Raw genomic sequence first — 13,391 nt, forward strand, 5'->3', positions numbered from 1 at the left:
TAACAAACGTACTACTATTAATGGTGGTACGTTAAGACGATAGACAACGGGTAGACAATAAAGAAGGGCACGCTATTGAAGTATTTCTATATTGCTAGGCAACCGATTTTAGATCGAGATCGTAACACGGTCGGTTATGAACTACTGTTTCGTGATGGTCCTAACAATACCTTCCCACAAATCGATGCTGAACTTGCCACCAGCCGATTGTTATCAGACCACTTTTGGTCAGTACAATATCGTGCCGGAAAATTATGGGAATTTGTTAATTTTCCTTATCAAAGCTTAATTAACCTCGTACCAACCCTATTTCCTTCCAGTAACTTAGTTATCGAGGTACTGGAAGGCTGTACACCCACCGAGGAACTCCTTAATGCGATCATTGAGCTCAAAAAGCTCGGTTATACTATTGCCCTCGATGATTTTGTACCCAGTAAAGAGTGGGCAGCTTTTTTACCTCATGTCCACATTATAAAATTTGATATTCATACTGTTCCTATTGAAAAAGCACGCCTATTTATTAAAAAAAATCAAAAATATAATATTCAATTTTTAGCCGAGAAAGTTGAAACTTATCAAGAGTTTGAGCTAGCAAAACAAGCAGGGTTTTGTTACTTCCAAGGTTATTTCTTTAGTCAGCCAGCGTTAATTCAACGAAAAGCACTGGAACCCGCATTTTTAACCATCGTGCAACTCTGCAAAGAAATTGCCAAGGAAGAGATTAACTATCAAGAGTTAGGAAGATTAATCAGTAAAGATTTGACGCTCTCGTATAAATTGCTGACCTTTGTCAATTCTTCGGTCATGGTGAGCTCAAAAATACGCTCCTTTAAACAAGCCCTAGTTTATCTGGGTGAGACAAGATTACGTCGCTTTGTCTCTTTAGTCGCGATTGCCTCCACTCATAAAGATAAGCCTGATGCACTGTATGGTTTATCCATTCAGCGAGCTCGTTATTGTGAATTATTGTCTCTCAATATTGCCAATGCCGACCAATCAGGTAATGCTTTCCTAACAGGAATGTTTTCATTGATTGATGGCTTACTCGATCAACCCTTGGCAGATATTATTGAAGAGATGCCGATTGAACAGCAAGTCAAAGACGCGATTGTTTCAGGATCCGGTCAGTTAGGTAAGGTATTGCAACTGATTAAAGCGTATGAACAAGCCGAGTGGCAAACCGTGAACGACCTTGCTCACCAGCTCTCATTACCTGAACAAACCATCAGTGATTGTTATCATCAAGCCGTTCATTGGACTGCAGATTTGTTCAATAGCCATCAGTAGACAGCTATCTCCATTATCCTTAAACTTCGTTGATTATTTTTCTATGATGATTTTATTTTATGGATATCTGCTATTGTCAACGCCAAGTTGAATATGCCAAATGCTGCCAACCGATTCATTCTGATCCTACTAATGCACAGACTCCAGAGCAATTAATGCGAGCTCGCTATAGTGCCCATGTATTAGGTTTAGTCGATTTTGTCATCAATACTTATCACCCCTCTTGTGACGCCGAGCTTCAGCGAGATGCCATCGCAGATTCAATCAATAGCCAATGGACAGGATTAGACGTCGTACGAACGTGGTTGGGGAATAATCCCAACGAAGGCTTTGTACACTTTAAAGCCTTCTTTATTGATCAGCAGCAAACGCTTTGCCTAGAAGAACAATCACGTTTTGTGAGGGAAAAGAAGCAGTGGTTCTACATTGACGGCACCTTTCCAAAGCACAATAAAGTCGGACGTAATGAGCCATGCCCTTGCGGGAGCGGTAAAAAATTCAAGCAATGCTGTGAGTAAATTGTTTTTCAGTCTTCCCAATTACTCTTGCTGACTGATCCATTGACGAAAGACGGCTTTCTGCTGCTGATTCGCTTGCAAATAGAGCTGTTGCAGTTGACTGACAAGAGAGTCTTCATCGGCAGTCGGAAGCGGCTGAGAGTGACTAGGTATCGATTTAGCGTGATTATCCACCGTCAGATAGCTCATGCTAATTGACGCTTTGCCGGATTGTTTATTGTATTCTATCACGTTATCAATAAAATTTTGTCCGAGTACAAAGCCGCTGATGGCGATAATGTCATTGACCTGTTCAATTGGTCGTTGGTTGGTAGTATCAATCAATTGCCAAGTAAAGTGATCAATCTCTCTTCGCGCTTGCTGGGCGTTGCGATAATCGGGTAACGGAAAAGTTAGCTTTTGATTTTCAGCATTAAACTTCAATATGACTAATTCACTGCTGACCGTCTCTACCGTATCGCGATTCACGAATGGCTGGGAGTAACGAAAAGCGATTTGATGCGTCCCATTAGGCAAAACTAGCGTTTTATTGCTGCTAAATAGCCCACCTTCGAGCCGCGGTTTTTCTAAATTAACTACGGATAAGTTAATCGCCTCAGGCACCACCAATTGCACTTGCGCATGAGCTAGACTAACCATACTGCAAACCAGTAAGCATCCACGCCAGATTAGATTGATATAAGTCGTCATTACAATCGTTTCTCCCATAAAAAACATTAAAAAAGCCCAGCATTGCTGGGCTTATAGTAACAATAACGTTATGAATTACCAGTAAACACGAGCACCGATAGCAAGGCTGCTTACGTTTTTCTCGTTGTCAGTATCGTTGAAACCGTATTCAACATAAGTACGTGCCCATTTAGCAAACATATACTCAGCACCTAGGTATAGGTTAGTAATGTCGGCCGCATCGTTCTTACCGTCGATAAATTGTGCGCCGCCGTAAAGCGACGTTTTTGGAGCAACTTCGTACTTAGCACCTAGGTGGAAACCGTTTGTCTTCACTTTAGCATCTGTTAGCTTGTTCTTATCTTCGTTATAAGCATAAGTAAAACCAACCGTACCTTTACCTAATAGGTACTCAGCTGTCGCTTCAAAGTAAGTTGACTCGACATTTTTCCCGTCAACTTTGTCAGTCATTGAAGCGCCACCAATATGCAGAGCCCATGAATCATAAGTAGTACCAGCGTAGATCTCGAACAACTCAGCATTGGTGTTATTCTCAGCTAGGTTGTATTGTGCCTTCACCCAGCTATTGTCTAGAGCCAACTGGTATTTAATTGCGCTGCTTTGCCAAAAGTTAGTATCCAGTCCACCACTATATGGCGCTAAACCATAATGGTATGAATATTCCGCACCGTAAACATCATCATAGATTGGAATATGCTTACCGTAAGTCATTACACCGTACTCAGAGCTCATACCAATGTAATGCTGACGTAGCGACCAGCTTTCATCGACACGGTACTCAACTTTAGCAACAACGTCCAAACCTTCTTCAAGGGCTTTGTAAGTTAGGTTTACACCAACACGTGAAGAACCTTGATCGATTTTAGGATCAACACTGTTGCCGTCTGCATCTTTTTTGTTTGTAAACTCAACGTGCTGACGAAGTTGACCGTAGAAATCGACAGTCACGTCGTCTGATTTGTAGATATCTGCTGCGTTTACTGACGTTGCTGCTGAAGCAACCAGTAGTGCGACTAGAGTTTTTTTCATAATAATCCACTGCCTTTTCTTAGTATGGGAATTCCGTTTCGGTTCCCTTAGTTTTAGAAGATGGTCGGCTAACTCTGCGGTTAGTTACCATCGCCACTAAATTCGAGCTTTAGATTGCAAAAGAATACGGCACATGTCAAATATGAAAAAAAATATTTATAAAAACAACATAAATAATTAAATAACAACAACTTAAGTAAAAATTTTGTTCTATTGATAAGCGTTAAAGCTGCAAAACATAATTAATAATAAATGTTAAATAGTTTAACATTACACCAATAATCAGAACTTAAATCTAAATTAAAGGAAATTTTCAGATTAGTAAACCAAAACTAAGAAAATAAAAAGGCTTAAAAACCAAAATGCATCTTGAACATCTTAAGTGTATGAAGGTTCAGTTTTTTTTTGTGAGCAAGATCTAGAATTGATTTAAAAGCAGGCAATTATCGAGCTTATGGCTCCAAAATTTTCGATTTCATCCGACAAAATTCCCCACCGCTCATCTAAAAAGCTGTGTTACTATCCGGCTCCTGCTACTTAGGTCCCGTTATGTTAACCACAAAAATTCAACAATCGATTCGTACCAGTTACCAAAATCTGCACCATCAGTTGGATAATTTTATTCCTCGTCGCGCACAAAATTTTCTGGTCGCAGAAATTGCTAAAACTCTCTGTGGTCAATATCACGCTTCAACCCGCATGATCGTCGCAGAAGCAGGAACCGGGATTGGTAAATCACTCGCTTATCTAATGGCCGTCATACCCGTTGCACTGCTTAATCAACGTAAGGTGGTGATATCCACCGCAACCGTGGCTTTGCAAGAACAGCTAATGCACAAAGATTTGCCGCTGTATCGCCGTATCACCGATCAAAACTTTTCTTTACTGATCGCCAAGGGCAGACAGCGTTATTGCTGTACTGAAAAATTAGCGGCAGCTTGTGGTAACGATGACAACCAGTTAGCGATGTTTGAAACCAAACCAGCAGCAAAAGAGATTGAACAATTACAAACACTGTATCTGCAGCTAAAAAACGGTCAGTGGGATGGCGATAGAGACAGTTGGCCAAGTCCTATCTCTGATTTGGTGTGGTCAACCATTGTCAGTGATAAACACAGTTGTAATGGTAGCTTCGCCGCTCATCGAGATTGCCCTTTTCAAAAAGCTCGATCAGCAATGGATAAAGCCGATGTCATTATTGCCAATCACAGCTTGGTGATGGCCGATGCCGACTTAGGTGGAGGCGTAATTCTTCCTGAACCTGAAAATACCATTTATGTGTTTGACGAAGCGCACCATCTGCCTCATGTGGCCCGTGAACATGCCTCAGCCTCAGCCAGTATGAAAGGCAGCGTTAGTTGGTTAGAAAAGCTCAATCAAGCGCTCGCGCGCGCAATATCGCTAGCGGATGCCAAACGAGTCGCACGCTTTGAAAATGAAGCGCGTAACGCCTTACAACAACTGATCCCGCTCCTCAATCAACTACCAAATCAGTTTGATTCCAGCGCTTTTGAAGAGAATGTGCTGCGTTTTGAACATGGTGAGCTGCCTAACTGGCTTGAAGAACAAGCTAAAGAGCTTAAGCTGCATTCTCAAAAAGCCAACCAAGCCGTGAGCAAAATTACCGATTTAATCGCCGAACGCGTCAAAGACGGTGAACTGGCCAGCCGTTTAGCTGAGCCTGTTCTCGCCGAATTAGGTTTCTTCTTACAACGTTTAGAAAAACTCGCCCAAGTTTGGCAATTAATGGCTGAGCCTAAACGAGAAAAAGGAGCCCCACTCGCACGCTGGTTAGCAATCCATAGTGAACGAGAAGGCGACTATATTGTTAATGTCTCACCTCTTGAAATTGGTTGGCAGTTGGATCAACAAATTTGGAGTCGCTGTGTTGGGGCCATTTTGGTCTCTGCGACGATGCGAGCCTTAAATTCATTCAGTTTCTTTTGTCGTCAGGCTGGGATCAGTGAAAAACCAGAAGATGGCGTACGATTTTTAGCCTTATCATCTCCGTTTGATTATCAAAACCAAGCCAAGCTATTGATCCCTAAGATGGATTATGAGCCGCAAGCGGCACAATATACCGATCATCTCGTCGACAAGATTCATCAGTACATTGTCCCTAATCAAGCCAATTTGGTCCTGTTTGCTTCTTACTGGCAAATGAAAGAAGTTGAGCAAAAAATCAGCAAAAAATTTCTAAAAAAAGCTTGGGATTGGCAAATGCAAGGTACAACATCCAGAACTGAGCTGCTCAATAAACATAAAATGCTCGTGCAATGCGGCAAAACAAGCATCCTTTTTGGTACTGGTAGCTTTTCGGAAGGACTGGACCTTCCGGGTGAACTTTTACAAAACGTCATCATAACCAAAATTCCTTTTGCTGTGCCTAGCTCCCCCGTTGAACAAGCCCATGCTGAATATATTCAGCAACGCGGTGGTAATCCCTTCTTGCAAATTAGTGTCCCTGAGGCGAGTAAAAAATTAATTCAAGCCGTGGGGCGATTATTGCGTAAAGAAAGTGATTCTGGCCGAGTAGTGCTGCTTGACCGACGTATCGTCTCTAAACGCTACGGTAAAGCTCTTTTGGATGCGCTTCCCCCTTTTCAACGAATTATTGAATAATCATGGTGAAACCGTTATTCCCCGCTCGCTCTAAACGATTGACTCACAGTAAACCTATCACTAACGATGACCGGTTCGGATCAGCGACTAAACGGCTGCAACGCTTAATGCGTCACGCCGAGCTTATCGACACGCAATATCGTCATCACACTAGGCGCTGGTTTGATAATCAATTGTTCAAAAAAAATGTCTTCTCATTAAAGTCGTGTGCGCATGAAGCGGAACAGACGCTCTCTCAATTACACCACATTTGCCATGCCTCCAGCCCCTGTCTGGTGCAAGTCAAACACCTAAGCGATCGTTTATGTGCTCAATTAGAGGCGTTGCAACGCGTGGTGGACGAATGGGAGAATAGTTTGCAACGCGATGGGCTAGATAGCGAACATCCTACTTTAGCTAAGGATATGAGTGAATCTCAATTAGCCGAACAGTTAATCCAGCATCAACGATGGGAGCAGCGTCTATTGACGTTAGTGCTTAACCGACAATATCAACTTGAACAAACCTCAGCACGCTACTATCCACAGGCACAACAAGCGCTATTTTTAGCCAAACAGCGTCTTAACCGTTGCCAACAAGCGAAAGCGATCATTGAAGCACAACTGATTAACCTGCAGAATAACGGCTCACAATAGAACGATGAGAACGAGATATGTCCCCTCTCCCGACTTTAGATGATGCGCCCGATGAAATTAAGTTGGCCGTCGATCTTATCTATCTTCTCGAATCGAATCAGGTGGATCCACGTACTGCCTTACTCGCTCTCGATTACGTAAAACGCGACCTTGAAAGCAAATTAAAGGAAGATAAATGAAAATTGTCAGTTTTAATATCAATGGATTACGAGCAAGACTGCATCAGCTGCAAGCCCTAATTGATAAACATCAACCCGATATTATCGGCTTGCAAGAAATCAAAGTGCACGATGAAGCATTTCCTGTCCAAGCGGTGGAAGCGATGGGTTATCACGTCTATTTTCACGGCCAGAAAGCCCATTACGGCGTGGCATTGCTATGTAAAAAAGCGCCACTGGAAGTGCAAAAAGGCTTTCCAACGGATAATGACGACCACCAGAAACGAATGATTATCGGCACCTTTCTTGATGAGAATGGCGATAAAGTAACGGTATTGAACGGTTATTTCCCACAAGGAGATAATATTCATCACGAAACCAAGTTCCCTTATAAGCGTCAATTTTATCAAGATTTAATGAATTATCTCACCGACTATCACACACCAGATGAAGCGATCATTGTGATGGGTGACATTAACATCAGCCCTATCGATTTAGACATTGGTATTGGTGAAGTGAACCGTCAACGTTGGCTAAAAACAGGGAAATGCTCTTTCCAACCGGAAGAGCGTCAATGGCTACAACGCTTACTGGATTGGGGATTAGAAGATACTTTCCGTAAACTTCATCCCAGCGTTGAAGATAAATTTTCGTGGTTTGATTACCGCTCTAGAGGATTTGATGATAACCGTGGCCTGCGTATTGATACCATTCTCGCGACACCTTCACTCGCTATAGACTGCGTTGAATCCGATATTGATTACCCACTGCGAGCGATTGAAAAGCCCTCTGATCATGCGCCGATTTGGGCAGTATTTAAGCGTAATTAATCATTTACTCGGTGATTTGCTATTAGCTATTAACAGTCACCGAGTACATTATCCTCTGGACAGTAGAGCATCTGATCGACGAAAAGCCTATATCAACATTTATTTAGTGCTAACTGATCGGCCTTAAATAAGCCAAGAAACGTTTTTCGGCACGCTTGAAGCACCATAGAATCAAAAATGTCAGCAATAAATAAAACAGTCCAGCGACTAAAAACGCTTCAAAAGGCGCATAGTAGCGAGAGCTGACTAAACGAGCCGTCCCCGTAAGATCAAGTATCGTCACAATACCGGCCACTGCGCTGCCGTGTAGCATAAAAATGACCTCATTACTGTACGCAGGGAGCGCCCGACGTAATGCACTGGGTAAAACAATCCGCCGATAGGTCAACCATGGACTCATGCCATAAGCTTTTGCCGCTTCAATTTCCCCTTTCGATAGACCATTAATCGCGCCACGGATAATCTCGGCAGTATAAGCGGAAGTGTTTAAAATAAAGGCCACCAAAGCACAGAACCAAGCATGTTCCCACCAGGTATCCTTCACTGGGAAGAATTGATCCATACCGTAATAGATCAAATACAGCTGCACTAACAGTGGAGTGCCACGAAAGAAATAGATATAACACCAAGCAGGTAGCCATATCACCCACAGTGAGCTATTACGAGCAATCGCTAAGGGAATAGCCACAGCTAAGCCGATCACTAAAGATAACCCCACCAACCAAACGGTGGTCCATAAGCCAGAAAAATACAGAGGTAAGCTTTGTAAAATGACTGAAAAATCCATCGCTACCTCGTTTGAATAGTAAATTTACGCTCAACCCACTTCAGTAATCCGGTGGAAACGCTGGTGAAAAATAGGAAAATCAAGGCAACAGATAAATAGAAAGTAAAAGGCATTTGCGTTGAACCGGCGGCTAATGAACTGACTCGAACCATGTCTTCTAAACCAATAATCGAGACCAATGCAGTGGTTTTTAACAACACTAACCAGTTATTACCAAAACCAGGCAGTGCATGTCGTATCATCTGCGGCAACAGAATTCGGCGAAAAGTGAGCAACCCGCTCATACCATAGGCTTTAGCCGCTTCTAGCTGACCTTTATCAACCGCCATCATCGCGCCGCGAAAGGTCTCTGCCATGTAAGCCCCAAAGATGAATCCTATCGTCAACACTCCTGCAATAAATGGGCTGACATTGATATAGTCCGGTAGGTAAGAGACCCACCGATGATCGGGATTGCGTGATAATAAGAGTGAATTAAGCCATTCATTGATGGCAAATAAACTGTTATTTAATAAGATTTGCCCACCAAAGAAAATCAGCATCATTAAGACTAAATCGGGGATACCTCTGACTACCGTGGTGTACAATGTGGCAATACTTCTTGCAAAACGGTATGGCGCTAACTTAGCTAATGCACCGAGCATGCCCAATATCATCGCTAATAACAGTGACCATAATGCCACTTGAATCGTCAGCCACGCACCTTGCAAAATAGCCGTTTCATATCCTTGAAGATCGAGCATTTACGCCTTCCTTGCTCAAAATATGGGGGCGAATTCACCCCCAATTACGTAGGTTTTCGTGGTTACTCACCATACACATCATAACTAAAGTATTGTGCCGCGATTTGTTGATAAATGCCTTTTTCTCGCAGCGACGCTATCGCACGGTTAAGTTGTTCGGTTAGGGCTTTATCTTGTTTACGAACTGCAATCCCCATCCCTTCTCCAAACCATTTAGGATCGGTTAATGAAGGCCCCACAAACTCATAACCGTCGCCTCCTGGTCGATTAAGCATCCCTTCTTCTAGCGCAGAGGCATCACCCAATACCGCTGCGATTCGCCCATTCGCTAAATCAAGATACGCATCATCAAATGATCCATATCGAACGATATTGACTGAACGACCATAGTTATCGGTTAGGTATTTATCATGCGTGGTGGCTCGTTGGACACCGATACGTACCCCTTTTAGGCCTTCTGGCGTAAAATCAAGATTAGCGTCCTTTTTAGCAATGAAACGATTCGGGATTTGTGCGTATTTCTTTGTAAAATCAACACGTTTTTTACGCTCTTCAGTAATGGACATCGCCGCAATAATGGCATCGTAACGACGAGCTAATAGTGACGGAATGATGCCATCCCAATCTTGTGGAATAATCACGCATTCGACTTGCATTTCAGCACAAAGCGCATTAGCCATGTCCACATCAAACCCACGCAGTGAGCCATCCGCCTCTGTCCAACTAAAAGGAGGATAAGCGCCTTCAATGCCAAAACGCACCGTTTTCCATTCTTTCGCTTGCGCAATACCCGACAATGCTGAGGCTGCTATCGCTACGATTAATAACCACTTTTTCATTTCCCTACTCCTGTGATGGTATGGTTGCCCTGCTCTTTTTCTCCTCAAGGAGGATTAAGAAACAGTGACGATATAACACGTTGAAATCCCTATCTGAGTTACCGTTAAAACCAAGGGGTTAACCAAGGTAGCGCGATACCCTCAGCGTTTAATAAATCGATGAGATAAATTGCTTTAACCGAGGAGAGTTTGGCTGAGTAAACAATTGGCGAGGATCGCCTTGCTCTTCAACCACACCTTGATGCAAAAACAGCACATGATTAGAAACATCTCGCGCAAAGGCCATTTCATGGGTGACAACCAACATGGTTCTGCCTTCTTGCGCTAAATCTTTCATCACCCCAAGCACTTCGCCGACAAGCTCCGGATCCAATGCCGATGTGGGTTCATCAAACAGTAATACTTCTGGTTCAACGGCTAAAGCTCGAGCAATCGCTGCGCGTTGCTGCTGACCGCCAGATAAATGACCGGGGTAATAATCACGGCGTTCATATAACCCGACTTTTTTGAGCAGTTTTTCTGCACTCGCGATGGCTTGATCTTTACCGAACCCCAGAACATGAATGGGAGCTTCAATCACATTTTCTAATACCGTCATATGTGACCAGAGATTAAAGCCTTGAAACACCATGGCAAGGCGCGAACGAATTCGTTGCACTTGCTTTTCACTAACGGGTAATGATGCGCCTTGTCGGTTAGTTTTCATTTGGATTAATTCATTGTTCACCCAAATTTCACCGGAAGTCGGTATTTCCAGAAGATTGATACAGCGTAGAAAGGTACTTTTTCCTGATCCCGATGAGCCAATAATCGAGATCACATCCCCTTTGTGAGCTTGTAATGAAATGCCTTTTAACACCTCATTTTGTCCAAAGGCTTTGTGGAGATTTTTTATATCCAGCGCGGGTACATCATTCATGCGCTTTCGCTCCCTGTCATGAATCAACACTGAGCAATCCTGCTCATTTTTGGTACAAACTAGCATTCAAATTGCGAGCACGCAACAAATTGTTAACCATAGGTAATTTGGATTTTTATTTTATTTACATGCATTTAAAGTCAAATAAAGCCATTAAAAAATCACATTGGGGAATAAAAAACCACCAGCGGTGAAAATCACCCATCTGGATAAGTGTGTTTTTTGTTAACAGAGACCGCTTTTTTGTGTCCTGAGTCCCTCTTTGTTAACAGGTTTCATTTAATGATAAGCGCATTTTCAATACTATCTCTCAACCCACAGGCCGTATCGAAGCATCACACCCATGATTTTAAGCGATGTTGCAAATTCTATTTTGTGTAAAAACATTTCAAACAAGTAGGCACTATGTGGCTGATTTTTGGGATTTTATGTAGTTTTATTTCATATAATATCTTAAAGTGATCAAGATCAATCATCCTAGTCGATTAGCACGTTAAACTCGCCAACAAATAAAAAGATTAATAATGCTCTATAGTCATAATGTTAGTTAACACAATGGCATAACAAAACTAACGTTATCACTACGCAAATAATCGCTTTCCCAATCGCCAGTTACATTGAATTCAACCAGAATTATTAACTTTATTAATATGAGGAATCTATGTCAGACGTCATCAATCAAGAGCGTTCAGACATCGAGACGAAGAGTTATCAAGAACTGCATCGTCCATCATCTGAGTTTGCTAGCCGCTCCGATTATCTAGACCATGAACTGCAAATCATGAAGCCTCGTCGCTTCGCGTTGAACCTTCCTGGTCGTGACTTCCGCTTTGAATGGGAAGATTTGGTCCCAGCTCTCGCTGGAACCATTGGTATTATTGCCATGTACTCTGCGGTAATGATGTCTTGGGCCGAAGGATTAACCGCCGCTTGGGATCATATCGAACTGGGTAAAGAGTTTGCGATTGAGGTCGCTCGGGTTGAAATGCTGATCCCCGCGCTTTTGTTCTGTATTCTTTCTTCTGGATTTTTTAATCCGCGCGCTAACCTTGCTGGCAACCACGGACCAATGATCCCCCTCATTGCTACCATCGCCCTAGCAGGTGCTCACCCACTTGCTTTAGCTATTTTATTGGGGGTATTTGGTCTATTACTCAGCTACTTTAAAGGTGGCTCTAAGCTGGTAAACCTGACATCGGAAGGCACCGCTGGCGGACTATTAATCTTCCTCGGTTTTACCGGTGCGATGAGTCAAATTGGCTCCATTCAGACCTGGGCAACCGGTTTGGAATCTGCGACTATCGAAGCGGGTAGCCTTGGTTATATCGGTTTAATCGTATTGGGCATTAACATTGTTATCTATGCACTTTTAGCTAAATACGGTAAACGCTGGTTAGCCATTCCTATCTGTGCTTTTTCTGGTTTACTGATTGCTTTGGCACTTGGTGCTGGCTTTGATTTAACCTTTCAAACTGAAATGGGGCTACCAAATTTAAGTCCAGTTTACTGGTGGGGCTCAACCGAACAAGGTTGGATGCTTGGTTTACCTAACTTAGAGCACTTTATTGCTTCGCTACCTTTCGCCATCCTTGCTGTGGCAATGTGGTCACCGGACTTCTTAGGCCATCGAATTTTCCAAGAGCTTAACTATCCGCGTAAAACAGAAAAAGTCTTGATGGATGTGGATGACACGATGACCATGTGCTCGGTTCGTCAAATGGTCGGTACAGCCGTTGGTGGTGGTAACATTACATCGTCTTGGGGAACCTATATGATCCCGGCAGCCATCGCGAAACGTCCGATCCCAGCAGGCGCGATTTTATTGGGTTCATTGTGTATTATCGTCGCGATTCTTGGCTTCCCAATGGATGTTGCGGTATGGCCACCCGTTATGCGTATTGCACTATTAGTCGGCGTGTTTCTTCCACTACTAGAAGCAGGCATGCAAATGGTCAGAAATACCAAAGATGCACAGGCAGCGGGGATCTGTATCTTTGGTTCTGCGGTCGTCAATCCGGTATTGGCTTGGGCATTAACCATGTTTTTGGATAATAATGGTTTCATCGGTGATAAAGAACGCGCCTCACGCTTATCTTTCATCGATAAAATTATCATTCCTTGTGGGGTATTAATTATCTGTTTAGTCGCTATGCTAGTGGTCGGTATGCTTGAGAGCCAATACGGTCTTAAGGCATGGCTACATTAAGCAAGATACCAAAATTGAGTCTACAATGATTCACAAGTCTTGGTAGTACCTTGGGTAGTGTTTAAACACTACCCAAACTTTATCTGAATTTTTGAAGTTTTATTGATTTAGTTTAAGGTTTGCAATTT

General features: G+C 42.9%; 13 protein-coding genes. 7 read left to right on the top strand and 6 right to left on the bottom strand.

Features of this window, described 5'->3' with window-relative positions:
* Positions 1-75: 75 nt before the first annotated feature.
* Positions 76-1,287, top strand: a complete 1,212-nt coding sequence (locus FKN93_RS10615) for an HDOD domain-containing protein (RefSeq protein ID WP_170905077.1) — start codon at positions 76-78, stop codon at positions 1,285-1,287.
* 59 nt (positions 1,288-1,346) lie between these two features.
* The gene (locus FKN93_RS10620; protein WP_170905078.1) at positions 1,347-1,805 is read left to right on the top strand and encodes a YchJ family protein; all 459 of its coding nucleotides are present in this window, start codon (positions 1,347-1,349) and stop codon (positions 1,803-1,805) included.
* 21 nt (positions 1,806-1,826) lie between these two features.
* Here FKN93_RS10620 and FKN93_RS10625 read toward each other — a convergent pair whose 3' ends face one another.
* Positions 1,827-2,495 (bottom strand): DUF2057 family protein, encoded by a 669-nt coding sequence (locus tag FKN93_RS10625; protein ID WP_170905079.1) that lies wholly within the window; start codon positions 2,493-2,495, stop codon positions 1,827-1,829.
* Positions 2,496-2,570: 75 nt separating this feature from the next.
* Positions 2,571-3,524 (bottom strand): porin, encoded by a 954-nt coding sequence (locus tag FKN93_RS10630; protein ID WP_170905080.1) that lies wholly within the window; start codon positions 3,522-3,524, stop codon positions 2,571-2,573.
* Positions 3,525-4,073: 549 nt separating this feature from the next.
* On the opposite strand from FKN93_RS10630, the gene dinG reads away from it, so the two are divergent.
* Genes dinG through xthA form a run of 4 tightly spaced genes read left to right on the top strand, consistent with a single transcriptional unit; the run spans position 4,074 to position 7,769 of the window.
* Positions 4,074-6,146, top strand: a complete 2,073-nt coding sequence (dinG, locus tag FKN93_RS10635; RefSeq protein WP_004394950.1) for an ATP-dependent DNA helicase DinG — start codon at positions 4,074-4,076, stop codon at positions 6,144-6,146.
* 2 nt (positions 6,147-6,148) lie between these two features.
* Entirely contained in the window at positions 6,149-6,781 is a 633-nt protein-coding gene (gene priC, locus FKN93_RS10640) for a primosomal replication protein PriC (protein WP_004394949.1), read from the top strand.
* A gap of 17 nt (positions 6,782-6,798) precedes the next feature.
* Positions 6,799-6,960 (top strand): pleiotropic regulatory protein RsmS, encoded by a 162-nt coding sequence (gene rsmS, locus FKN93_RS10645; RefSeq protein ID WP_040904204.1) that lies wholly within the window; start codon positions 6,799-6,801, stop codon positions 6,958-6,960.
* Positions 6,957-7,769: an exodeoxyribonuclease III gene (gene xthA / locus FKN93_RS10650; RefSeq protein WP_004394947.1), complete on the top strand. Its 813-nt coding sequence runs from the start codon at positions 6,957-6,959 to the stop codon at positions 7,767-7,769. Before rsmS ends, xthA begins: the two co-directional genes overlap by 4 nt.
* A gap of 109 nt (positions 7,770-7,878) precedes the next feature.
* Here the strand turns inward: xthA and FKN93_RS10655 are convergent, their stop codons facing one another.
* The 4 genes from FKN93_RS10655 to FKN93_RS10670 form a co-directional block, all read right to left on the bottom strand.
* Positions 7,879-8,556 (bottom strand): ABC transporter permease, encoded by a 678-nt coding sequence (locus tag FKN93_RS10655; protein ID WP_004394946.1) that lies wholly within the window; start codon positions 8,554-8,556, stop codon positions 7,879-7,881.
* 2 nt (positions 8,557-8,558) lie between these two features.
* Complete coding sequence (locus FKN93_RS10660; RefSeq protein WP_004394945.1) at positions 8,559-9,299, bottom strand: ABC transporter permease; 741 nt, start codon at positions 9,297-9,299, stop codon at positions 8,559-8,561.
* Positions 9,300-9,361: 62 nt separating this feature from the next.
* Complete coding sequence (locus FKN93_RS10665) at positions 9,362-10,138, bottom strand: ABC transporter substrate-binding protein (protein ID WP_004394944.1); 777 nt, start codon at positions 10,136-10,138, stop codon at positions 9,362-9,364.
* 148 nt (positions 10,139-10,286) lie between these two features.
* Complete coding sequence (locus tag FKN93_RS10670; RefSeq protein ID WP_004394943.1) at positions 10,287-11,057, bottom strand: ATP-binding cassette domain-containing protein; 771 nt, start codon at positions 11,055-11,057, stop codon at positions 10,287-10,289.
* Positions 11,058-11,718: 661 nt separating this feature from the next.
* Here FKN93_RS10670 and FKN93_RS10675 point away from each other — a divergent pair.
* Complete coding sequence (locus FKN93_RS10675) at positions 11,719-13,263, top strand: DUF3360 family protein (RefSeq protein WP_170905081.1); 1,545 nt, start codon at positions 11,719-11,721, stop codon at positions 13,261-13,263.
* Positions 13,264-13,391: the final 128 nt, after the last annotated feature.

Source organism: Vibrio sp. A8-1 (assembly GCF_013048685.1).
GTDB lineage: Bacteria > Pseudomonadota > Gammaproteobacteria > Enterobacterales > Vibrionaceae > Vibrio > Vibrio metschnikovii.